The sequence below is a fragment of the Pseudomonas sp. genome, assembly GCF_050739995.1.
Classification (GTDB): Bacteria; Pseudomonadota; Gammaproteobacteria; order Pseudomonadales; family Pseudomonadaceae; genus Aquipseudomonas.
Window position 1 is genome coordinate 1 of record NZ_JBOICG010000046.1, and the last position, 22,063, is coordinate 22,063.

Genomic DNA, 22,063 nt, shown 5'->3' on the forward strand with positions numbered 1-22,063 from the left:
ACTTCTACAAACAGAACTATTTCGGCCTGGTCCACGTGCTGCCCCTGGGTAACGACCAATCGTTCAAGACCGACCTGCGTTACTTCGACAGCAGCAGTGACGGCAAGAACGGCGAGTCGGGTTACGCGTTCAACAACAACGGTGGCTACGCCAAGCACGCTGGCGAAGTGGACAACAAAACCTACAGTGCCGCGTTCACCTACCAGTTGGGTGGCAGCAGCCTGATGCTCGGTCACATTGGCGTCAGTGATGACGGTGGCTTCGTCTGGGTCAACCAGGGCAGCCTTGCCGATCCGAACCCACAGGGCGCAGGCGGCAGTGACTTCTACCTGTTCACCGACGCCGTGGTCGGCCAGTTCTCCCGTGCCGGCGAACAGGTTAACTTCGGTCAGTACTCCTATGACTTCAAGGCATTCGTGCCAGGCCTGAAAGCGTCCGTGGCCTACCTGGACGGCACCGGCATCAAGTCCAAAGTGGCTGGCGGCGCTGACCAGAAAGAAAACGAAACCGACTTCCGCCTGGACTACGTTGTGCAGGAAGGCCCGCTCAAGGGCTTCGGCACCACCTTGCGCACAGGTACTTACCACGGCCACAACACTGGCACGCCGGATCAGGACCAGACCCGTCTGATCTTCAACTATACCTACGCGATCTTCTGACAACGCGCCGGCAAACCCAAAGCTGCAGCCCGCCTAATCAGCGGCCTGCAGCTTTTTTGTGGGTTGATGTTGGTCTTTATGTGCATCCGGGGGCGGATGGGTTCTACACTGCCCCTCACTTTGTTGGTGGTGGAGGAACCCATGACGGCACGCATTCTTGACACGATTGAAGGCCAGCGCCTGGCGACTCAAGACGCTGAACGGTGGCGCGAATGGGGCCCTTATCTCAGTGAACGCCAGTGGGGCACCGTGCGTGAAGACTACAGTGCCGACGGCGATGCCTGGGCCTACTTCCCCCATGAACATGCGCGCAGCCGCGCCTATCGCTGGGGCGAGGACGGGCTGGCGGGGTTCAGTGATAAAGCGCAACGCTGGTGCCTGGGCCTGGCACTGTGGAACGAGCGTGATGCGATCATCAAAGAGCGCCTGTTTGGCCTGAACAACGCCGAGGGCAACCACGGTGAAGACGTCAAGGAGCTGTATTTCTTCGTCGATGGCGTGCCGAGCCATGCCTATATGCGCATGCTCTACAAGTATCCCCACGGGGCCTTTCCCTACGCAGACTTGATCAACGAAAACGCCCGGCGCGGGTTGGGTGATGCCGAGTACGAAATACTCGACACTGGGGTGTTTGAAGATAACCGCTACTGCGATGTCAGCGTCGAATACGCCAAGCATCAACCCGACGATATTTTCATGCGTGTCACCGTACACAACCGCTCGGATCAACCGACACGCCTGCACGTGTTGCCCCAGCTCTGGGCACGTAATGACTGGAGCTGGACCTTTGACGCGCCCAAGCCACGGCTGACACTGAGCGGTGATCGGGTGTTGGCCCATCACCACGAATTGCCCGATCGTCATCTCAGCGCCTGGGGCCAGGACGGCGTGGAATGGCTCTTCTGCGAAAACGAGACCAATTACCTCAAGCTGGATGGGCTGGCGGCCTTGGGGCCATTCAAGGATGGCATCAACGATTACGTCGTGGGCGCGGTGCAATCGGCGATACGCCGTGACAGCGGCACCAAGGTTGCGGCGCGATTTGTCCTCGAACTGGCGGGCCTGGAAAGCAAGGTCTTGTACCTGCGCTTTGCTCCCACGGATGCGCCTGAGGTCAACGCACGCAAGCTTTTCGAGCAACGTTGCCAGGAGGCCGATGACTTCTATGCGGCCTTGCAGCAGGGCATTGCTGATGACGATGCGCGCAATGTGCAGCGCCAGGCCCTGGCCGGTTTGCTGTGGTCCAAGCAGCTCTACTATTTTGACGTGAACCAATGGCTCGACGGCGACCCGGCCCAACCCGCGCCGCCGCCCGAGCGCCTGCATATTCGCAACACCCATTGGCGACACCTGTCGAATTTCGACATCTTGTCCATGCCCGATACCTGGGAGTATCCGTGGTATGCCTCCTGGGACCAGGGCTTCCAGGCGGTTGCGATGGCGCTGATCGATCCGGGGTATGCCAAGCAACAGCTGTTGCTGCTGGTGAAAGACCGCTTCATGCATCCCAATGGGCAGTTGCCGGCCTATGAATGGCGTTTCGACGATGCCAACCCACCGGTGCACGCTTGGGCCAGTTGGCGGGTGTATCAGCAGGACAAAGCGCTAACCGGTGTGGGTGACATGGATTTCCTCGAGCGGATCTTCCACAAGCTCTTGTTGAATTTTTCCTGGTGGGTCAACCGCAAGGACGCCGAGGGACGCAATCTGTTCCAGGGCGGTTTCCTCGGCCTGGACAACATCGCCTTGTTCGACCGCTCGGCCGCGTTGCCAGCGGGTTACCAATTGGATCAGGCCGACGGTACGGCGTGGGTGGCCGCGTACGCTCTGGACCTGATGCGCATAGGGTTGGAGTTGGCCAAGCGTAATGGGGTGTACGTGGACATTGCGGTGAAGTTCTTCGAGCATTTCCTGTACATCGCCGGCGCTATCAACCGTGTCGACGAGGGTGCCGAAGGCTTGTGGGATGAGCAGGACCTGTTTTTCTACGACGTGCTGCACCGACCGGACGGCCAGAACGAGCCGGTACGCCTGCGCTCTATCGTCGGCCTGATGCCGCTGTTTGCAGTGCTGGTGTTGGAGCAGCGTGAGCATGAAGGCTTGCAAGGCTTGCGCGAGCGCCTGCTGGGGTTCATGAAGCACCGGCCGGACCTGGCCAAGCTGGTCTCACGCTGGAACGAGCCGGGGCAGGGCAACCGCCTGTTGCTGGCGTTGTTACGCGGTGAGCGTACCAAGGATCTGTTGCGGCGCATGCTCGATGAAGGCGAGTTCTTGTCGGCCTTTGGCGTGCGCTCCCTGTCCAAGTCCTTTGCCGAGAAACCCCTGGCGCTGAAGATGAATGGCAACACCCTGTGCGCCAGCTACCAGCCCGGTGAATCCGACTCACGGCTGTATGGCGGCAACTCCAATTGGCGTGGGCCGTTGTGGATGCCGGTCAACTACATGCTGATCGAATCGCTGCGCGAGTTTCATCGCTACTATGCGGATAATTTTTCGGTGGAGTACCCAACGGGAAGTGGGTATCTGTCATCCCTGGAAGAAGTGGCTGACAGCCTGAGCCAGCGCCTGACTCGATTGTTCTTGAGGGATGAGAATGGGCTGCGGCCATCGATGGCGGGGTATGCACAACTGGAAGCCGACCCGGCGAGTCGTGATCTGGTGTTGTTCCATGAATACTTTCATGGGGAGACCGGGCGTGGGTTGGGTGCATCCCATCAGACGGGGTGGAGTGCGTTGGTGGCGTTGTTACTGCAGCCGAAAATCTGAGCAGCACCGCGGGCTAAAAAATGTGGGAGCGGGCTTGCTCGCGAATGCGCAGTATCAGCCGATGAGTCTGGTGCTGATACACCGCATTCGCGAGCAAGCCCGCTCCCACATGTTTGATTGCATTCCAGTCAGCGACTATTGGCGCCCGGGCGGTGCATCTTGAACAGGGCCTCGGGGCCCAGCTGGAAGTAATCCGCCGGACCACCACCACGCAGGATCGGCTCGGCGGCGGCGGTGTCGTAGACGCCGTCTTTGAGCAGCCACTTGGCAATGTGCACCGCGACCACCTCGCCCAACACTAGCCAGCTAGGCACTAATGCCTTGTCGGCTCTCTGAAGCTGGATGATCTGCGTCACCTTGCACTCGAACGACACAGGGCTCTCGCCCACGCGTGGCACTTTGATGATTTTCGAGGCCACCGGCGTAAGGCCGGATAACTCGAACTCGTTCACCTCGGGTGATACCGCCGCGCAACTCTGATTCATCTGCTCGGCCAGCGGGCGGGTGGCCAGGTTCCACACAAACTCACCGGTCTGTTCGATGTTGTTCAGGCTGTCTTTGCGTCCGACGCTGGAAAACCCAATGATCGGCGGAATGTAGTTGAACGCATTGAAGAAACTGTAGGGCGCCAGGTTCAGGCGACCGTCGCGGTCGTGGGAGGAAATCCAGCCGATGGGACGTGGCCCGACGATGGCATTGAACGGGTCATGGGGCAGGCCGTGACCGTTGGCGGGTTCGTAGAAGTGGATATCGTCAGACATGGCCGGAGTTCCTGCGGTTGGCTTCGATGAGGCGCTCATACTGCAAGTCATGGCGCGCAATTTCCATCGACTGTATGGAATTTTCATTGATTGCCCACTGAATTTTCACAGCCCGGCGTTCAGTCTGCGCGCCTAGTCGACCCCTCTAAGTCGGCGCATTGAAAGACTGAGCTTCGGAGCCTTCTGCACCATGAACAAACTTCCTCAGATCACCCTGGCGTTCTGGGTCATGAAAATCTGCGCAACCACCCTGGGCGAAACCGCCGGGGATTTGCTGTCGATGACCCTGAATGTTGGCTATGCCATCAGCTCGATGATTCTGATCAGCGTGTTCCTCGTCACCTTGCTGACGCAACTCTGGTCGAAAACCTACAACCCGGTGCTGTACTGGATCGTGATCTTGTCCACCAGCACGGCGGGCACCACCATGTCCGACTTCATGGACCGCACCTTGGGGCTCGGTTACGCCACGGGCTCGATGATCCTGATCGCAATCTTGATGATCATCTTCGCGTTGTGGCACCTCAGCGGCGACTCGCTGAACGTGAACAAAGTGCAGACTTTCCGGGGCGAGTTGTTCTACTGGATGGCCATCCTGTTCTCCAATACCTTGGGTACCGCGTTGGGTGACTTCCTGGCGGATGACTCCGGGTTGGGCTTTGCTGGCGGTGCCTTGCTGATTGGCTCGGCGATTGCGTTGGTGGTGGCACTCAAGTACTTCACCAAGATCTCGTCGGTGCTGTTGTTCTGGGTGGCGTTTGTACTGACCCGGCCGTTTGGCGCGACCCTGGGCGACTTCCTCACCAAGCCTTATGAAAAAGGCGGGTTGGATTTCGGCACCATCGGTTCGTCGGCGGTATTGGCGGCGGTACTGGTCGTGATGATTGCCGGGGCGTCGTATGCGCAGCGGCGGTATGGGCGACGCGAGGTTGCTGAGCTGTCCTGACGCTATTTAGAACGAAATGTGGGAGCGGGCTTGCCCGCGAATGCCGAGTGTCAGTCAATACATCAGTGACTGAAAGACCACATTCGCAGGCAAGCCCGCTCCCACATTTTTTACTGCATTGCGCTGTTAGTCGGTGGTAATCCGCGAATGCTTGCGGGTGTCCTTCATGGTCGCGTAGACCGCCAGCGAGATGGCAATACACGCCGTCACGTACCAGTAGTAGCCGGTTTCCATACCGACGCTCTTGAACCACAGTGCGATGTATTCAGCCGTACCGCCGAAGATCGACACCGTCAGCGCATACGGCAGGCCCACGCCCAGGGCACGAATCTCGGTCGGGAACAGTTCGGCCTTCACCACGGCGTTGATCGAGGTGTAGCCGCTGACGATGATCAGCGCTGCCATGATCAGGAAGAACGCGCCCCACCACGTCTGGATGGTGTGCAAGGTGGTGAGGATCGGCACGGTGAACAGAGTACCGAGGATGCCGAAGGCAATCAGAATCGGGCGGCGGCCGATTTTATCCGACAGCCCACCGACGATCGGTTGCAGGCACATGAACAGAAACAGCGTCGCCGCCGAGATAGTGGTGGAGTCGGAGATGCTCATGCCGACGGTATTCACCAGGTATTTCTGCATGTAGGTGGTGTAGGTGTAGAACGCCAGCGTACCGCCCATGGTCAGGCCGACCACGGTCATCAGTTCTTTGGGGTGACGCATCAAGGTGCGCATCGCGCTTTCCTTGGCTTTTTCCTTCTTGGTGAACGACTCGGTTTCTTCCATGCCGCGACGCAGGTACAGCGCGACGACCGCGCACAGCGCACCGATGGCGAACGGGATGCGCCAGCCCCAGGCGTACAGTTGCTCAGTGGTCAGCAATTGTTGCAGCACGATCAGCACGCCCAGGGCGATGAGCTGGCCGGAGATCAGGGTCACGTATTGGAAGCTGGAGTAGAAACCACGGCGCTCCTTGGTGGCCATCTCGCTGAGATAAGTGGCGGAGGTGCCGTATTCGCCGCCGACCGACAGGCCCTGCAGCAAGCGGGCAAACACCAGCAGGATTGGTGCACCGATACCGATGATTTCATAGCCCGGGCTCAGGGCAATCAGCAGCGAGCCGAAGCACATCAGGTAGACCGAGGCCATCAAGGCCTTTTTTCGCCCGACTTTGTCGGCGTACAGGCCCATCAACCAGCCGCCAATCGGACGCATCAGGAAGCCCACGGCGAAGATCGCGGCGGTATTGAGCAATTGGGCGGTGGTGTCGCCTTTCGGGAAGAAGGTCTTGGCGAAGTACAGCGAGAAGGCGGCATAGACGTACCAGTCATACCACTCGACCATGTTGCCGACGGAACCACTGAAAATCGACTTGATGCGGCTGGAGGTAGTGCGCTCTTTCGCCGGCGCGGCCGCCGACCCCAGAGGCAGGGCGTTGGAGTTATCCATTGAAGGATCCTTCATCTAGTTGTTTTTATGGAGCGGCGCGAGCGCAGCCTGGTCCGAGCTATAGCAGAAGCTGTGCCAGGTAGGTGAGGGCCCGGTCTAGAAGGGTTACAAGATTTTTTTGAGCGGAAATTCGCTGATGATTTTCGGGTTGTGAGCGGAAATCCGCTTATGGCTGCCGGCCTCTTCGCGGGCAAGCCCGCTCCCACACTTGAATGTGTTCACAGATCACAATGTGGGAGGGGGCTTGCCCCGATGGCGGCCTGGCAGGCGCCACAAAGATTGGCTTAGAGAAACACACTGCCCCTCTCACATCTTGAATTGTGAACGCAGTCAAATGTGGGAGCTGGCTTGCCTGCGATGGCGGCTTCAGGGGCGATGCAAAAATCGGTTTACAGAAACATCTCCCGCACCAACCCATGCCGCTGCATTTTTTCGTTGAAGGTGCGACGCGGAAGTTGCAGTTCCGCCAGCACCGCCTTGATATCGCCCTTGTGCCGGGTCAGCGCCGCCTTCAAACAATGTGCTTCGAAGGCTTCCTGTTGCGCGGCCAGGGATTGCCCGGCCTCGACACCTTCTGGCTCTGGTTCGCCCAGCCCCAATACTTGACGCTCGGCTACGTTGGCCAGTTCACGCACATTGCCCGGCCAGTCATGACTGAGCAGCCGCCCGAGCTGGCTGCCGCTCAAGGGTTCCACACTACGGCCCAGGCGTTCGGCGGCACTTTGTGCAAAGTGGTCGAACAGCAGCGGGATATCTTCGCGGCGTTCACGCAGCGGTGGCAGGCGCAATTGCGCGACGTTCAAGCGATAGGCCAAGTCTTCACGAAAACGTCCGGCGCGGGCTTCTTCCAGCAGGTCGGGTTTAGTGGCGGCGATGATGCGCAGGTCCACGTGGATACTCTGGTTGGAGCCCAGCCGTTCCAGCTTCTGTTCCTGCAACACACGCAGCAGTTTCACTTGCTGGGCCAGGGGCATGCTTTCGATTTCATCCAGGAACAGCGTGCCGCCATGGGCGTATTCCAACTTGCCAATCCGTTTGCCCTGGGCGCCGGTGAAGGCGCCGCTTTCGTGGCCGAACAGCTCGGCTTCAAACAGTTGCTCGGGAATGGCGGCGCAGTTGAGCGCCACAAACGGCTTCTTCGCCCGCGGGCCAAAATCATGCAGGCAACGGGCGACCATTTCTTTGCCGCTGCCGGTCTCGCCACGGATCAGCACGTTGACCGGCAAACTCGCCAGATCGAGCACTTGGCGGCGCAAGGTTTGCAGGCCTCGGGACACGCCCAGCAGCGTCGATTCCAACTGCGTCCGATGGTCGGCCTGTTGATGCAGGCGGCGGTTCTCCAGGATCAGTCCACGCTTGTCCAGGGCGCGACGCAGACCATTGAGGAGGGCATCGGGGCTGAAAGGTTTTTCCAGGAAGTCGTAGGCACCGTCACGCATGGCCTCCACCGCCATCGGTACGTCGCCGTGGCCCGTGAGCAGGATTACCGGCAAGTCGGCATCGCGGCGCTGTACTTCGGCCAGCAACTCCAGGCCGCTGAGCCCAGGCATGCGCACGTCGCTCAAGATGACGCCGGGAAAGTCCTTGGGCAACTGCGCCAGGCACTCCTCGGCGCGACTGAACAACTGCACGTCAAACCCCGACAGGCTCAACCATTGTTCGACGGCCGTGCGAATGCTGGCTTCGTCATCGACCACAATCACCGCGTTCAACATGGGGCGGGTGTCTCCAGTGCGATGGGTAAGGTGAGGGTGAACACGGCGCCATCGCCCCGGTTACCGGCAGTCAGACGTCCGCCCAGTTCGTGCACGATAGCGTAAGACACGGCCAGCCCCAGGCCCAGCCCGTCACCCACCGGCTTGGTGGTGAAGAAGGGGTCGAACACGCTGCTGAGGTGTTCGTCGGCAATTCCGCCACCGCTGTCGCTGACCGTCAGTTGCCACAACTGCTGATCGGCGTGCAGGCGGATCTGCAGGCGCTTGCGCGGCTTGTCGGCCATGGCGTCCAAGGCGTTGCGCAGCAGGTTGATCAACACCTGTTCCAGGCGGATCGCATCGCCTCGTACCCACGCGGGGCGAGTCAGGTCCAGTACCACGCCGATGGCTTCATCACGCAAACGTGCGTCGAGCAGGTGCAGGGATTGGTCCACGACTGTGGCCAGGTCCAGTCGTTCGCGCAAGCCACTGGGGCTTTTGCGGGCGAACGTCTTGAGGTGGCCGGTGAGCGCGGCCATGCGCGTGAGCATGTCGTCCAGCGGGGTGAGCGCCTTGTAGGCGTCATCCACGCGGCCGTGATCGAGCAGCAGGCGTAGCGTTGCCAACTGCATGCGCTGGGCGGTCAGGGGTTGGTTGATTTCATGAGCGAGGGCGGCGGACATCTGCCCTAGCGCCGCCAGTTTGGCTGATTGCACCAAGCCGTCCTGGGCCGTGCGCAGGGCCTGGGTGCGCTCTTCCACAAGCTGTTCGAGTTCTTCGCGGCTGCGCTGGCGCAAGCGTGCCAGGCGCCAGCGTTGGGTCAAGAACAACACGAGGAACACCAGCGCCAGCCAGGAACCGGCGGCGGCGAGGCCGGCGTTGCGTTGGTCTTCAAAGGCGAACTGAGGTTTGCGCAGCAGGTGCAGAGTCCAGCCTTCGGCTTTTAGCGGCAACGATTCCCAGATGTAATTGGCGCTGCCGTCAGGGCCGTTGACGCGCATCAGGTGGCTGTTTTCATCGAAGCGTTGCAGGGCCTGGGTTTCCAGTGGTTGCAGTAGCTTTTTGTCGTATTGGCGGGTGGCCTTGAGGTCGGCAAGATCGCTGTCCGACAACGGGCGCAGGTTGCGATAACGCCAGCCCGGCTGGTTGGCGATAAACACGATGCCGCGCGCATCGCTGACCAGCAGCAGGTCATTGCCCTGGGCCCATTCACGTTCCAGCTCGGGGAACTCCAGCTTGACCACCATGGCGCCGAGAAACTGCTCGTGTTCATCCACCACCGCGCTGGACAGGAAGTAACCGGGAATGCCGGTGGTCACGCCCACCGCATAAAAGCGTCCGGTGCCCTGGCTCAAGGTTTGGCTGAAATACGGGCGAAATGCATAGTTATGGCCAACATAGCTGCTGGGCAGGTTCCAGTTGCTGGCAGCCACGGCGAGGCCGGTACGGTCCATCAGCTCCAGGGTGGAGGATTGTGCGGCACCGTTGATACGTTCCAGCTTGCGGTTGAGCACGTCCTGGGTGGCGGTATCCAGCGGGCCCTTCAACGCGTTGATCATTTCCGAGTCCAGCGCCAACACGGCGGGCAGGGCGCGGTAGCGCTCGATCAGGGTGTGCAGGGAGTTGCCATAGAGCGTCAGTTGCTGTTTGGCGCGGGTGGCATCGTCCACCAGGGCCTGGCGCTCGGCATGGCGCGTGGCCAAGGCAGCAGCCAGCAGCGCACCGGCGATGATCAACAGGGAGTAGAAGGTCAGACGCAGGGGGCGAGGGATCACGATCATACGGTGATGGGCAGGCACAGTAAGGGGGTAGCACCATACCATGAGCTGCCAGGATCTTGTGGCGAGCCCGTTTTTGTGGGAGCTGGCTTGCCTGCGATGGCATCACTTCGGTGTCACTGAAAAACCGAGGTGCCTGCATCGCAGGCAAGCCATCTCCCACATGTCCGCGTACATCATGGCGATAGCTGCTGGCATAAAAAAGGCGACTGGGGCCAGGGCCGCAGTCGCCTTTATCCAAACGGTTAAGTGCTTACTGCACTTCTACCGCCAGGCTTTCACTGATCTTTTTCTGCCAGATGGCTGGACCGGTGATGTGTACGGATTCGCCCTTGCTGTCCACCGCAACGGTAACCGGCATGTCTTTCACGTCGAACTCGTAGATCGCTTCCATGCCCAGCTCGGCGAAGGCCACCACACGCGACTTCTTGATGGCTTGCGCCACCAGGTAAGCGGCGCCGCCCACGGCCATCAGATACACGGCCTTGTGGTCCTTGATCGCTTCGATGGCGGTCGGGCCGCGCTCGGATTTACCGATCATGCCCAGCAGGCCGGTTTGTTCGAGGATCTGACGGGTGAACTTGTCCATCCGCGTCGCGGTGGTCGGGCCCGCCGGGCCAACCACTTCTTCGCGCACCGGATCAACCGGACCGACGTAGTAGATGAAGCGGCCTTTGAGGTCCACCGGCAGGCTTTCGCCCTTGTTCAGCATCTCGACCATACGCTTGTGCGCTGCGTCGCGACCGGTGAGCATCTTGCCGTTGAGCAACACGGTTTCGCCCGGCTTCCAGCTCTGTACTTCTTCTGGGGTCAGGGTGTCGAGGTTGACGCGACGGGCCGATGGGCCGGCTTCCCAGACGATTTCCGGGTAGGCGTCCAGCGGTGGCGCTTCCAGCGATGCCGGGCCCGAACCATCGAGCACGAAGTGTGCGTGACGGGTGGCGGCGCAGTTGGGGATCATGCACACCGGCAGGGACGCGGCGTGGGTCGGGTAGTCCATGATCTTCACGTCGAGCACGGTGGTCAGGCCGCCCAGGCCCTGGGCGCCGATGCCCAGCTGGTTGACCTTCTCGAACAGCTCCAGGCGCATCTCTTCGATACGGTTCTGCGGGCCGCGCTTTTTCAGCTCGTGGATGTCGATGGATTCCATCAACACTTCCTTGGCCATCACCGCCGCTTTCTCAGCGGTGCCGCCAATACCGATGCCCAGCATGCCCGGAGGGCACCAGCCGGCGCCCATGGTCGGAACGGTCTTGAGTACCCAGTCGACGATCGAGTCGGACGGGTTGAGCATGGCCATTTTCGACTTGTTCTCGGAACCGCCGCCCTTGGCCGCCACGTCCACTTCCACGGTGTTGCCCGGGACGATGGAGTAGTGGATGACCGCCGGGGTGTTGTCCTTGGTGTTCTTACGCGCGCCGGCCGGGTCGGCCAGGATGGAAGCACGCAGGACGTTTTCCGGCAGGTTGTAGGCGCGACGCACGCCTTCGTTGATCATGTCGTCCAGGCCCATGGTGGCGCCGTCCCAACGCACGTCCATGCCTACGCGCACGAACACGGTGACGATACCGGTGTCCTGGCAGATCGGGCGATGGCCGGTGGCGCACATGCGCGAGTTGATCAGAATCTGGGCGATGGAGTCACGGGCCGCTGGCGATTCTTCGCGCAGGTAGGCTTCATGCATGGCCTGGATGAAATCAACGGGGTGGTAGTAGGAAATGAATTGCAGGGCGTCGGCAACGCTCTGAATCAGGTCGTCTTGCTTGATCACGGTCATGAGTCGCGCTCCTCTATAAGGGAACATTCAATAAAGGTGGGCCCAGTGTTGCATCGGTCGGCTGAGCCCACCTTTCCAAGGCACGCCAAAGTGGTGCAGGCGCGACGCTAAAAAGGCGCGGCAGTATAACCCGCCGCGGTGGCCGATACACCCGACTATGGTCAAACTGTCGCAGGCATGATTCCCTGTGTGCGCCCCTTGTGATTGAGTCCTTATATGCCTGAACTGTACGTCGGCGAACGCCATTGGTCGGTATCTACCGGCAGCAACTTGCTGGATGCCTTGAACCAGGCGGGCGTGGGCGTGCCCTACAGTTGCCGGGCGGGCAGTTGCCATGCGTGCCTGGTGCGATGCCTGGGGGAGGTCGAGGACAAGCAGCCCGAGGCTTTGAGCCCGGCGCAACGCCAGGACGGCTGGCGCTTGGCGTGTCAGTGCCAGGTTGTCGGGGATCTGAACGTTGAGACTTTTGATCCGCTACAAGACGGCTTGGCGGCCCAAGTGGTGGGTGCCGACTGGTTGAACGCGAGTGTGCTGCGCCTGCGTCTGCAACCGGAGCGTGGCCTGCGTTATCGGGCCGGGCAACATTTAGTGTTGTGGGCAGGGCAGGTGGCGCGCCCGTACTCCCTGGCCAGTCTGCCTCAGGAAGATCCCTTCCTGGAGTTTCACCTCGATTGCCGTCAGCCCGGCGAGTTCAGCGATATTGCCCGGCGGTTGCAGGTCGGTGACGCCTTGCGACTGGGCGAGTTGCGGGGTGGAGCGCTGCAATACGATCCGGACTGGCACTCCCGGCCGTTATGGTTGCTGGCCTCCGGTACCGGCTTAGGGCCTCTGTGGGGAGTATTGCGTGAGGCGTTGCGCCAGGATCATCAAGGCGCCATCCGCGTGATTCACCTGGCCCATGATGCCAGCGGGCATTACCTCGCCGAACCCCTGTCGCAGCTGGCCGCGCAGCATCCCAACCTGGCGGTGGAGTTGTGGACAGCGGCCGAGTCGACCCAGGCATTGGCGCAACTGCGGCTTGTTTCACGGCAAACTCTGGCCTTACTCTGCGGGCACCCTGCCAGCGTCGAGGCGTTTTCCAAGCGTCTGTTCCTGGCCGGATTGCCGCGCAATCAACTGCTGGCCGATGTGTTTGTGCCCCGTGGTTGAGCGCTGAATCCCATCGTTGCGAGACTCGCCATGACCGACGCCATCCAATTGTTGCGTGAACGCGGGCTGCTGATCTTGCAGCTCAATCGCCCGGACAAGAAAAACGCCCTGACCCGCGCCATGTACACGCAACTGGCCGAAGCGCTGGAGCAGGCTGATGCGGACGCTGGCGTCAGCGCGGTACTGCTTCAAGGCAGCAGCGAATGTTTTACTGCCGGCAACGATATCGCTGACTTTCTCGAACAGCCCCCCAACGATCTCGACAGCCCACCGTTTCACTTTATGAAAAGCCTGCTCAATTGCCGCAAGCCAGTGGTTGCCGGTGTGGCGGGCGCGGCGGTGGGGATTGGCACGACGCTGCTGCTGCATTGCGACTTGGTATATATCAGCCGCGATGCACGGTTGCGCATGCCGTTCGTCAACTTGGGGCTGTGTCCTGAGTTTGGATCGAGCCTGATTCTGCCGCGTCTGTTGGGGCATGCGAAGGCGGCTGAGTTGTTGCTGTTGGGCGAGGGTTTTAGCGGTGAACAGGCGGCCGCCTGGGGAATGGCTACCGAGGCATTGGGGAGTGGCGCAGCGGCGTTGGCCAAGGCGCGGGAAATGGCAGAGCGCTTTGAAACCCTGGCGCCGGGGGCGGTTCAGGTGACCAAACAACTGATGAAGAGTGTCGATCGTGAGCAGTTGCGGCAGGTGATCGAGGAGGAGGGCGCTTTGTTCACCCAGCGGTTGAGGTCGCCGGAGGCGATTGCGGCGTTGTCGGCCTTTATCACCCGGCACTGAAAGTTGTATTGGCCGCCCGGACCTCATCGCGGGCAAGCCCGGCACACACAGTTGACCGCATTCCAATGTGGGAGCTGGCTTGCCTGCGATGAGGCCCTGATAGCCAACAAATCATCCTGATCTGAAATGCAAAAAGCCCCGCCATTCACATGGCGGGGCTTTTTTTCAGCGTGTCACTCAGACCTGTGGGTCGCCCACATGCAGGATCTTCATGCCATTGGTGCCACCAGTGGTGTGGTAGCTGTCGCCCTTGGTCAGGATGACCCAGTCGCCTTTTTCCACGACGCCGCGTTTGACCAGCTCGTCGATCGCCTTTTGGCTGACTTCGTTCGGTGCCAGCGAAGCCGGATCGAACGGAACGGTGTACACGCCACGGAACAGCGCCGTGCGAGCCTGGGCTTCACGGTGCGGAGTGAACGCGTAAATCGGCACCGACGAGCGGATGCGCGACATGATCAATGGCGTGTAGCCACTTTCGGTCAAGGCGATAATCGCTTTGACACCCGGGAAGTGGTTGGCGGTGTACATGGCGGCCAGGGCGATGCTCTGGTCGCAACTTTCGAACACTTTGCCAATGCGGTGGCTGGAGGTCTTGCTGGTCGGGTGCTTTTCGGCACCGACGCAGATACGTGCCATGGCCTGTACGGCTTCCAACGGGTAAGGGCCGGCAGCACTTTCCGCCGAGAGCATCACGGCGTCGGTGTAGTCGAGCACGGCGTTGGCCACGTCGGACACTTCAGCACGGGTCGGCATCGGGTTCTGGATCATCGACTCCATCATCTGGGTCGCCACGATGACCGCTTTGTTGTGGCGGCGAGCGTGCAGGATGATCTTCTTCTGGATACCGATCAGCTCGGCATCGCCGATTTCCACACCCAGGTCACCACGGGCAACCATCACCGCGTCGGAGGCGTTGATCAGGCCGTCGAGGGTTTCGTCATCGGCCACGGCTTCGGCGCGTTCAATCTTCGCTACCAGCCAGGCAGTACCGCCGGCTTCGTCGCGCAGTTTACGGGCGTATTCCATGTCGGCGGCGTCGCGTGGGAAGGACACGGCGAGGTAGTCCACTTCCATTTCGGCGGCGAGAATGATGTCGGCCTTGTCTTTTTCAGTCAGGGCTGGCGCGGTCAGGCCGCCGCCACGACGGTTGATGCCTTTGTGGTCGGACAGCGGGCCGCCGATGATCACGGTGCAATGCAGTTCGGTCGGCGTCGCGGTATCGACGCGCATGACCACGCGACCATCGTCCAGCAGCAGTTCGTCACCGACGCCGCAGTCCTTGACCAGGTCCGGGTAGTCGATACCCACGACTTGCTGGTTACCTTCGGTCAGCGGGTGGCTGGTGGAGAAGGTGAACTTGTCACCGATCTTCAACTCGATCCGCTTGTTGGCGAATTTGGCGATACGGATTTTCGGGCCTTGCAGGTCACCCAGCAGTGCCACGAAGCGGCCGTGCTTGGCGGCCAGGTCACGCACCAACTTGGCGCGAGCCTTGTGCTCGTCCGGGGTGCCGTGGGAGAAGTTCAGACGGGCGACGTCCAAACCAGCCAGAATCAGCTGTTCGAGGACTTCCGGCGAGTTACTGGCCGGGCCAAGGGTGGCGACGATTTTGGTACGACGGACGGACATGCACAGACTCCTGAGTTCAAGCGCTGGGGAAGGCTACTATGCTCTTTCGTTGTAGTCATTGTTCGTTTGCACTACTTATCGACGATTGGCTTGTTTTCGTTGCGGTTGAATAGGCGAACATCCTTGAAGATTTTCGACGAGGGGTCGATACACTGCACAAGACAGGAGAACCCCCATGCGAATTTTGCTCGTTGCAGCCTTGGCCGTCAGTGTTGTCGGCTGTACCCGCTGGTCGATGGACCACCATTTGAACAATGCTTACCGTGCCTACGGGGTAGGTGATTGCGAGCGCGTCACCCTGGAGTTATCCCAGGTCGACCGTGAAAGCCGCACGCGTCGCTATGTACAGCCGGAGGTCTCGATGTTGCGCGGTCAGTGCCTGGAGCGGCAGAAGCTGTTCGTTGACGCCGTGCAAACCTACCAGTTCATCATCAATCAATACCCGTCGAGCGAGTACGCTTACCGAGCTCGCGCCAGGCTCGACACCTTGCAACAGCTGGGGCATTACCCCGGTGCCAGCGCGGCGCAGCCACGCCCCGCGTCTTTGTAATGATATTTGTCATTCCATTGCTGGCCCGTTGCCAGTCTTGGGCTATCCTTTGAATGTCCGTTTGTACAAGTTTCTATTCGAACGGATGCGAGGCCCGGACTCGGCGGTTTTCTCGTGGCAAAACGGTAGTTTTTGCCATGCCGAGGTCTAGGGAGAGCGAGCCATCGGCTCGTTCCGAATCACTGGCACGGCCAGATTCCTGGCTACTGGATGGCGATCTCACCATGTTTACCGAACGACGGATCGAGCGGCATCAATTGCCTTGCTTTTTGCAGGTGTTCAATCGCCTAACCGACAAGCCGATCGGCTTTCTGGGAAATGTGTCTGAAGAAGGGCTGATGTTGATCAGTCAAATCCCCATGATGGTCGACGTGGACTTTGAGCTGCGTTTGAAAATTCCAGGCTTGGAAGGCGGGTTCCAAGCTATTGACCTTACGGCAACGTGTTTGTGGAGCCATGAGGATATCAACCCGCAGCATTATGATTCGGGCTTCCACGTGCGCCAGGCGCCCGAAGAGTATGGTCAGCTGATCACCGCTCTTTTGCGTTACTTCAGCTTCGATCCGCTACAGGCCTCTGCTTGAACATCGCATGCTACCGGCTCGGTCAGGGTGTTCTTGCCCGACCGTAGCCGTGCGTCCTCTTTAGAAAGCCCCGGCTTTTTTCCAGCCCAGATAACGCGTGACCAGTTTGGCTCCCAGCTCGGATGGCTGGGCATCGAGCACTGATAGTCCGTGCGCGTTCAGACGATCATGGAGTTCGTTGCGGCTGTTGAGATAATCAATCGTGCCGCTGTAAGCCAGTGCTTCCGGCAGGGTTTGTACGGGGGCTTGGCGCAGTTGGTCGAGGACGTGCTCTCGCAGGCTGGCAACCATCACTCTGTGTTGCCGACTGATGCGTTTGACGGCGGTCATGAGTGCCTCATCGTCCTCATCCCGTAAATTGGTGATCACGATCACCAGCGCCCGACGTTTTTGTCGTGCCAGCAGTTGGCTGGCGGCGGCTTCATAGTCGGCTGTTTTACGGGTGGTATCCAAGTCGTAAACCGTGTTGAGCAAGACGTTCAGTTGACCACTGCCCTTGACCGGTGTCAGGTAACGCGGTTGGTCGCTGGCATAGGTACACAGCCCTACGGCATCTCCCTGCCGCAACGCGACGTAGCTGAGTAACAGGCAGGCGTTGAGGGCGTGATCGAAATGGGATAGCTCGTCGTCCTGGCTGCGCATGCGACGACCGCAGTCGAGCATGAATACTATTTGCTGGTCGCGCTCGTCCTGATATTCCCTGGCAATTGGTGTGCGTTGCCGCGCGGTCGCCTTCCAATCGATCTGGCGCAGGCTGTCACCTTCGCGAAACTCGCGTAACTGATGAAATTCCAGCCCCAACCCGCGTCGCTGGCGTTGGCGTACGCCGAGTTGGCTCAGCCAGTTGTCCACACCCTGCAACTGCGCGCCGTACAAACGGGCGAAATCCGGGTAAACGCGGGTCGCATCCCGTGCCTCAATCAAGCGTCGCGCCGACCACAATCCCAGGGGGCTGGTCAGGTGGACTTCACAATGGATGAAGCTGAAATGCCCTCGTCGCAAGGGACGAACACGATAGCCCAGCTCGCTGCGCTCACCGGGGCGTAGTTCGATGGGTTGCGGCAAGTTCTCCACACTCAAGCCATCAGGGACGTGATCGAACACGATCAAGGTCAATGGTTGTGGGTAACTGTGCTCCACTGACAGCCGGACTTCACCCCAGCGTCCCAGTGCCAGGCTGCCGGGTACAAGCCTTTCGATTCTTGGCGAAGGGCGACGGCGCAGGCGTAATGCGTCCAGCAGGGCTAGCAGCAACAATGCCAGCAGCAGGCCCCAGGCTACCGATTGCAAGGTGTTGGGAACCTTTAGCTGCAAGGCCGTCGCAGTACCTAGCAGGGTATTCACACCTAGCAGCACGCCAAGCCAGGCCAGAAGCAGACGGGTCGGTTTCATGGTCGGGTCATTGTCTTGGTGCAGGAATCTGATCAAGCAACTGCTTGAGTACCTGGTCCACTTCCAAGCCTTCGATGTCCAGTTCCGGTGCAATGCGTACCCGATGACGCAGTACAGCCAAGGCGCAGCCCTTGATGTCGTCTGGCGTGACGAACTCACCACCGCGCAACAACGCCCGAGCCCGAGCGCCGCGTACCAGGGCGATGGAAGCCCGCGGGCCGGCACCTATGGTCAGCCCAGGCCAACTACGTGTGGCGCGTGCCATGCGTACGGCATAATCGAGCACTTGTTCATCCAGGGGCATGTCACTGGCGATCTGTTGCATCTGCACCACATCGTCGGCTTGCAGCAGAGTGCGTAAGGGTTGCACGTCCAGCATGTCCGCTCTGGATGACCGTGTTACTTCGCGCACCATATCCAGCTCGTGCTTAGCGTCGGGATAGTCCATGCGTACCTTGAGCATAAAGCGATCCAACTCGGCTTCTGGCAGTGGGTAGGTGCCTTCCTGTTCGATGGGGTTCTGGGTGGCCAGTACCATGAACGGCTGGCCGATGGGCAAGGCTTCGCCCTCAAGGGTGACTTGACGCTCCTGCATGGCCTCAAGTAATGCCGCTTGAGTCTTGGCCGGAGCACGGTTGATCTCATCGGCGAGCAGCAGGTGGGTAAACAGTGGTCCCTTGCGCAGCTTGAATTGTTGGGTATGCAGGTCGTACACGGCATGACCGGTGACATCACTGGGCATCAGGTCCGGGGTGAACTGAATGCGTGCAAAGTCGCCACCAAAACACCGGGCCAGGGCACGTACCAACAGGGTCTTGCCCAGGCCGGGTACACCTTCGAGTAGTACATGGCCTCCGGCGATCAGTGCCGTGAGTACGTCTTCAATGACCTGGTCCTGGCCGATCACGGCTTTGCGCAATTCAACCCGTAAAGCCTGGGCCTGTTGGCTGGCATGCCGCAGGTTGTCGCTGGCCGTGGCTGTGGTCGGTGGATATTCGCTCATAGGGCATTCCTGAGGGTTTGCAGGCACGTCACTTGTCGGCTGAAATCGGCACTGGAGAGCCGTTTGCGCGGGAGTGGGCCAAGCGCCTGGCTGATGGCATGGGAGGATTGTCGCGTCAGGTGTTCCAGCACCTGCCATTGTGCTGCGGTATCGAGGTGTTCAAAGCCTGGATGGCGGTTGCGGGCGGTGCGCAGGATGTCGCGTTGCAACGCTTGCAACAATGCGCCTTGTCCACCGCGACGCAGTAGAAAATCGGCGCTGGCTTTCAAGTGCTCTTGCAACTGCCGGCGTGCCTTGGGGGCGGGCGGCTGAATCGGACCTTGGCGCATGCCGGCTCGCCAGAGCGTCAAGGCGGCCAGCGCTACGAGTGCCACCAGGGCCTGTGGAAAGTAGCGCGCCAACAGCGTCAGCAAATTGTCCACGTCGTGGTTGAACAACAAGGTCACATCGGTGTTCTGGTTGAGGTACCACAGCAGCCAGGCGTTATCGTGTTTGCCGATGTTCGGGGTTTTCCACAGGTCGCTGTCGGTCACCACCGTCACATGGCCCTGCCCGAGGTCGAGTTGCATCAGGTGGCTGGACTTGGCGCTATTGGCTGAAAACTGGGCCAGATGTTTAGGGTCGGTGAGGTTGAAGTCGGTATCGAAACTGAAGTAGGCCGGGGCGGTTTCATTGTCGACGTAGAGCTTGGTCAAGTCCGGCGCTTTCTTTTTACGGGGTGATGCCGGTTCGCCGAATGTGTCACTCAAGGCCTGATGGATCTCCACGCGATCAAGCAGCAGGTCGCCGCTTTTGCTCATTTCCTCATCCCACAAGGCCTCGGCTACCACCAGCAAATGGCCTCCAGCTTTTGTCCAGTCCAACAGTTGCTCGACCTGGCGCGGGGTCATGTTGCTACGTTCACCCAGCAGAAGCAGGCTTTGGCCTTTAGCCGGCAAATCGACCAGTTGTTCAATGCCATTGGCGTGCTTCACTGTCAGGCCTTGTTGGCGTAGAAAATATTCGGCGGCCAGATAGGGATTGGCCTGTGCTTGCGCTGACGGGCCGCGATCGATCACTTCGTCATAAGGAATTGCCTTGTGCCAGGCGTATAAACCGCCGGCTCCCAGCAGGCAAACCAGCAACAGCGCCACCCACAGTAATGGCCGATTCATGGGTGCACTCCCGAACTGAAGAGTGCACGCCAATCGTTGCACAGCTGTTGTTGGGCTGCGGTAGGCGGCAGGCGGTGGCCATAAGCGAGGTTTTGCCAATGGCGTGTCAGCTCATCGCTGAACGCCAGCAATTGTGGTTGCTGCAAACGATGGACATGCTCCAGCACCTGGCCTTCGGTATCGGCATTTTTCAGCGGCAGGTTGAACTCATGCAGCAACTGGCTGAGCAGGCCGCGATACAGCAAGCCCAGGGCTTCCCTGGGGTGGGTGGGCCAGAGTTGTTCGGCGGTGCTGGCGATGTCTGCCGGCAAGGTTTCAACCCCCAGTTCCAGCCCGAACAATTGAACCGGAACCGGTTTGACTGCTTTCGGGAAAGGCTGCCGGCTACGACTGACAAAAGTGCGCAGCCACTCACGATAACGCCACACCAATAGGGCGACGCCGCCAATCAATAGACTCCACAGGAGTATTTCCAAGCCTTGGGCGACCTGCTTGAAGACATTGCTGTTGAGATTGTCCAGCAGCGCTTGCAGCCAGGCTGGCAATTTACCGTCGCCCTTTGCCTTGCTCTTGGCGGCTGTTTTTTCGTCGCCAAAGCGATAGCGGGTGACGGTCTCAGGGTTCTTGAAGGGGGGCTGTTCCAACACCTCTTGAATGGATTGGCTGGCGGATCGAGTGCTGAGCTGTTGGGTGCCAACGGGGTCGTTTGCCATGGCCTGTGGCGTGACTTGCAGCAGCATCAGTCCGGCGACCAGCAGTAACAGCGGTGCGATCCCGCTCAGGCGTTGGCGCAGGTTGCGGAATATCAATTCCAGGTCCCAGGCTTCCAAAACAGTGCGGCGATTGAGGTACAGGCTGAAACCACAGGCGACGTAAATGGGTTCCCAGAAGACCAGTATCAGGGCGTAGAAAGCATTGCCCAGGTGTTCCAGCCACAGGTCGTTCGGGCCTGACGCCAATGCCATTTGTTGCCAGTCCCAGTCCAGTTCTATCTGTTCCGGAATGAATAGATAAAACAAGGCCATGCAACCAAACCAAAGGCCGATTTCCAGGTGTACCCCGATGGTGGTCAGCCAGCGTGCGGCTCCAGCGTTGTGTTGCAGCAATACCCCCAGGCGCTTCTGGCGTGCCAGGCCACTGAGGCCCTCAAGCTGGCTTACCGGCATTACAAAACTGCGGCTCAGGCTCAGCCGGCGCCAAGTCAGGCTGGCCAGCAGTTGGTCCTTGAGCAGGGATGGCCAATGGCGCACGGCCTGCCTGATGCGTGGCGTTTCACCAAACAAGGTCTTGGAAAGGATGTACAGCGGCAGGCGGTCGAAGGCCGGCTTGAGCCACCAGAACAGGAACAGCGCGAAGGACGGATACTCCCAGAGCAGCACTGTGAGCAAGGTAAATATGGGCAAGGTGACCATCGCCCAACTGCCCATCAACAGGACGCGATGTTCCCTGGCCATCAGCACGCCAAGGTCCATGGCTTCCCAGGAGGTGCGTGGGCGAATGACTACGCTGGCATCAGTCAGGCGCATGACGAGTCCGTCCAGCCAGGCTCAGGTAAGCCGCCACCAATAGCCAAAGTACAGCGCCCACGAGGTATTTGATCCAAGGGGCGATCGTGGCGATGGATGACCAATAGGCTTCGATAAACGCAGCGATCAACAGGAAGACCATCACACCACAGAGCATTTGCACGCTTTTGCGTGCCGCCAGTCGCAAGGATTCGCTGCGTGCCAAATGCCCGGGGGCTATCAGTGACCAGCCCAGTTGCAAGCCTGCCGCACCGGCCAGGGCGATAGCGCTGAGTTCGAATGCACCGTGACCGATCACAAATGACCAGAACGTCTGGCCAAAGCCGATTTCGGTCAGGTGCCCAGAAATCGCGCCGATGATCAGGCCGTTGAAAATCAGGAAGAACACACTGCCCAGGCCAAACAGCAAGCCGGCGGCAAACGTCTGGAAGGCAATCCCGATGTTGTGCATCACGTAGTAGCCAAACAT

General features: G+C 59.9%; 18 protein-coding genes. 7 read left to right on the top strand and 11 right to left on the bottom strand.

All coding sequences use genetic code 11. From position 1 onward, the window contains the following. Both ACRESD_RS01635 and ACRESD_RS01640 read left to right on the top strand, forming a co-directional pair. A partial coding sequence (locus ACRESD_RS01635) for an OprD family outer membrane porin (protein WP_431749335.1) occupies positions 1–659 on the top strand: 659 nt, incomplete at its 5' end. A gap of 141 nt (positions 660–800) precedes the next feature. Next, on the top strand, positions 801–3,425 hold the full coding sequence (locus ACRESD_RS01640) for an MGH1-like glycoside hydrolase domain-containing protein (RefSeq protein ID WP_431749336.1): 2,625 nt from the start codon (positions 801–803) through the stop codon (positions 3,423–3,425). 128 nt (positions 3,426–3,553) lie between these two features. Here ACRESD_RS01640 and ACRESD_RS01645 read toward each other — a convergent pair whose 3' ends face one another. Further along, the gene (locus ACRESD_RS01645) at positions 3,554–4,186 is read right to left on the bottom strand and encodes a flavin reductase family protein (protein ID WP_431749337.1); all 633 of its coding nucleotides are present in this window, start codon (positions 4,184–4,186) and stop codon (positions 3,554–3,556) included. Between the two features lie 190 nt (positions 4,187–4,376). Here ACRESD_RS01645 and ACRESD_RS01650 point away from each other — a divergent pair, with 190 nt between their 5' ends. Further along, entirely contained in the window at positions 4,377–5,132 is a 756-nt protein-coding gene (locus tag ACRESD_RS01650; RefSeq protein WP_431749338.1) for a COG4705 family protein, read from the top strand. Between the two features lie 126 nt (positions 5,133–5,258). Here the strand turns inward: ACRESD_RS01650 and ACRESD_RS01655 are convergent, their stop codons facing one another. The 4 genes from ACRESD_RS01655 to ACRESD_RS01670 all read right to left on the bottom strand — a co-directional run bounded on the left by ACRESD_RS01655 (position 5,259) and on the right by ACRESD_RS01670 (position 11,827). Then, the gene (locus ACRESD_RS01655) at positions 5,259–6,578 is read right to left on the bottom strand and encodes an MFS transporter (RefSeq protein WP_431749339.1); all 1,320 of its coding nucleotides are present in this window, start codon (positions 6,576–6,578) and stop codon (positions 5,259–5,261) included. A gap of 389 nt (positions 6,579–6,967) precedes the next feature. Then, positions 6,968–8,293 (bottom strand): sigma-54-dependent transcriptional regulator, encoded by a 1,326-nt coding sequence (locus tag ACRESD_RS01660; protein ID WP_431749340.1) that lies wholly within the window; start codon positions 8,291–8,293, stop codon positions 6,968–6,970. Beyond that, positions 8,287–10,053 (bottom strand): ATP-binding protein, encoded by a 1,767-nt coding sequence (locus ACRESD_RS01665; protein WP_431749341.1) that lies wholly within the window; start codon positions 10,051–10,053, stop codon positions 8,287–8,289. Before ACRESD_RS01665 ends, ACRESD_RS01660 begins: the two co-directional genes overlap by 7 nt. 250 nt (positions 10,054–10,303) lie before the next feature. Continuing rightward, a complete protein-coding gene (locus ACRESD_RS01670; protein ID WP_027605509.1) occupies positions 10,304–11,827 on the bottom strand; it encodes a fumarate hydratase in 1,524 nt (507 codons plus the stop codon). Positions 11,828–12,043: 216 nt separating this feature from the next. On the opposite strand from ACRESD_RS01670, the gene ACRESD_RS01675 reads away from it, so the two are divergent. Together ACRESD_RS01675 and ACRESD_RS01680 are read left to right on the top strand one after the other, a co-directional pair. Then, the gene (locus ACRESD_RS01675) at positions 12,044–12,976 is read left to right on the top strand and encodes an iron-sulfur-binding ferredoxin reductase (RefSeq protein ID WP_431749342.1); all 933 of its coding nucleotides are present in this window, start codon (positions 12,044–12,046) and stop codon (positions 12,974–12,976) included. Positions 12,977–13,006: 30 nt separating this feature from the next. Next, positions 13,007–13,756 (top strand): enoyl-CoA hydratase-related protein, encoded by a 750-nt coding sequence (locus ACRESD_RS01680; RefSeq protein ID WP_431749343.1) that lies wholly within the window; start codon positions 13,007–13,009, stop codon positions 13,754–13,756. Between the two features lie 177 nt (positions 13,757–13,933). Here ACRESD_RS01680 and pyk read toward each other — a convergent pair whose 3' ends face one another. Then, on the bottom strand, positions 13,934–15,385 hold the full coding sequence (gene pyk / locus ACRESD_RS01685) for a pyruvate kinase (protein WP_431749344.1): 1,452 nt from the start codon (positions 15,383–15,385) through the stop codon (positions 13,934–13,936). Between the two features lie 175 nt (positions 15,386–15,560). On the opposite strand from pyk, the gene ACRESD_RS01690 reads away from it, so the two are divergent. Together ACRESD_RS01690 and ACRESD_RS01695 are read left to right on the top strand one after the other, a co-directional pair. Continuing rightward, positions 15,561–15,935: a tetratricopeptide repeat protein gene (locus ACRESD_RS01690; RefSeq protein WP_431749345.1), complete on the top strand. Its 375-nt coding sequence runs from the start codon at positions 15,561–15,563 to the stop codon at positions 15,933–15,935. Positions 15,936–16,159: 224 nt separating this feature from the next. After that, complete coding sequence (locus ACRESD_RS01695) at positions 16,160–16,519, top strand: PilZ domain-containing protein (RefSeq protein WP_431749346.1); 360 nt, start codon at positions 16,160–16,162, stop codon at positions 16,517–16,519. A 60-nt stretch (positions 16,520–16,579) separates the two neighbouring features. Here the strand turns inward: ACRESD_RS01695 and ACRESD_RS01700 are convergent, their stop codons facing one another. From ACRESD_RS01700 to ACRESD_RS01720, 5 genes are all read right to left on the bottom strand, one after another. Further along, positions 16,580–17,911, bottom strand: a complete 1,332-nt coding sequence (locus tag ACRESD_RS01700) for a DUF58 domain-containing protein (protein ID WP_431749347.1) — start codon at positions 17,909–17,911, stop codon at positions 16,580–16,582. 7 nt (positions 17,912–17,918) lie between these two features. Next, positions 17,919–18,914: an AAA family ATPase gene (locus ACRESD_RS01705; RefSeq protein WP_431749348.1), complete on the bottom strand. Its 996-nt coding sequence runs from the start codon at positions 18,912–18,914 to the stop codon at positions 17,919–17,921. Beyond that, the gene (locus tag ACRESD_RS01710; RefSeq protein ID WP_431749349.1) at positions 18,911–20,068 is read right to left on the bottom strand and encodes a DUF4350 domain-containing protein; all 1,158 of its coding nucleotides are present in this window, start codon (positions 20,066–20,068) and stop codon (positions 18,911–18,913) included. Before ACRESD_RS01710 ends, ACRESD_RS01705 begins: the two co-directional genes overlap by 4 nt. After that, positions 20,065–21,594 (bottom strand): DUF4129 domain-containing protein, encoded by a 1,530-nt coding sequence (locus tag ACRESD_RS01715; protein ID WP_431749350.1) that lies wholly within the window; start codon positions 21,592–21,594, stop codon positions 20,065–20,067. Before ACRESD_RS01715 ends, ACRESD_RS01710 begins: the two co-directional genes overlap by 4 nt. Next, positions 21,581–22,063, bottom strand: a 483-nt coding sequence (locus ACRESD_RS01720; protein ID WP_431749351.1) for a stage II sporulation protein M, incomplete at its 5' end; no start/stop codon positions are given. The genes ACRESD_RS01715 and ACRESD_RS01720, both read right to left, overlap by 14 nt.

Excerpts from the sequence above, each read along its gene's own strand:
- ACRESD_RS01710 (WP_431749349.1), bottom strand. The coding sequence starts at position 20,068 with ATGAATCGGCCATTACTGTGGGTGGCGCTGTTGCTGGTTTGCCTGCTG.
- pyk (WP_431749344.1), bottom strand. The coding sequence starts at position 15,385 with ATGTCCGTCCGTCGTACCAAAATCGTCGCCACCCTTGGCCCGGCCAGT.
- ACRESD_RS01695 (WP_431749346.1), top strand. The coding sequence starts at position 16,160 with ATGTTTACCGAACGACGGATCGAGCGGCATCAATTGCCTTGCTTTTTG.
- ACRESD_RS01640 (WP_431749336.1), top strand. The coding sequence starts at position 801 with ATGACGGCACGCATTCTTGACACGATTGAAGGCCAGCGCCTGGCGACT.
- ACRESD_RS01680 (WP_431749343.1), top strand. The coding sequence starts at position 13,007 with ATGACCGACGCCATCCAATTGTTGCGTGAACGCGGGCTGCTGATCTTG.
- ACRESD_RS01665 (WP_431749341.1), bottom strand. The coding sequence starts at position 10,053 with ATGATCGTGATCCCTCGCCCCCTGCGTCTGACCTTCTACTCCCTGTTG.
- ACRESD_RS01690 (WP_431749345.1), top strand. The coding sequence starts at position 15,561 with ATGCGAATTTTGCTCGTTGCAGCCTTGGCCGTCAGTGTTGTCGGCTGT.
- ACRESD_RS01715 (WP_431749350.1), bottom strand. The coding sequence starts at position 21,594 with ATGCGCCTGACTGATGCCAGCGTAGTCATTCGCCCACGCACCTCCTGG.
- ACRESD_RS01650 (WP_431749338.1), top strand. The coding sequence starts at position 4,377 with ATGAACAAACTTCCTCAGATCACCCTGGCGTTCTGGGTCATGAAAATC.
- ACRESD_RS01670 (WP_027605509.1), bottom strand. The coding sequence starts at position 11,827 with ATGACCGTGATCAAGCAAGACGACCTGATTCAGAGCGTTGCCGACGCC.
- ACRESD_RS01660 (WP_431749340.1), bottom strand. The coding sequence starts at position 8,293 with ATGTTGAACGCGGTGATTGTGGTCGATGACGAAGCCAGCATTCGCACG.
- ACRESD_RS01675 (WP_431749342.1), top strand. The coding sequence starts at position 12,044 with ATGCCTGAACTGTACGTCGGCGAACGCCATTGGTCGGTATCTACCGGC.
- ACRESD_RS01700 (WP_431749347.1), bottom strand. The coding sequence starts at position 17,911 with ATGAAACCGACCCGTCTGCTTCTGGCCTGGCTTGGCGTGCTGCTAGGT.
- ACRESD_RS01655 (WP_431749339.1), bottom strand. The coding sequence starts at position 6,578 with ATGGATAACTCCAACGCCCTGCCTCTGGGGTCGGCGGCCGCGCCGGCG.
- ACRESD_RS01645 (WP_431749337.1), bottom strand. The coding sequence starts at position 4,186 with ATGTCTGACGATATCCACTTCTACGAACCCGCCAACGGTCACGGCCTG.
- ACRESD_RS01705 (WP_431749348.1), bottom strand. The coding sequence starts at position 18,914 with ATGAGCGAATATCCACCGACCACAGCCACGGCCAGCGACAACCTGCGG.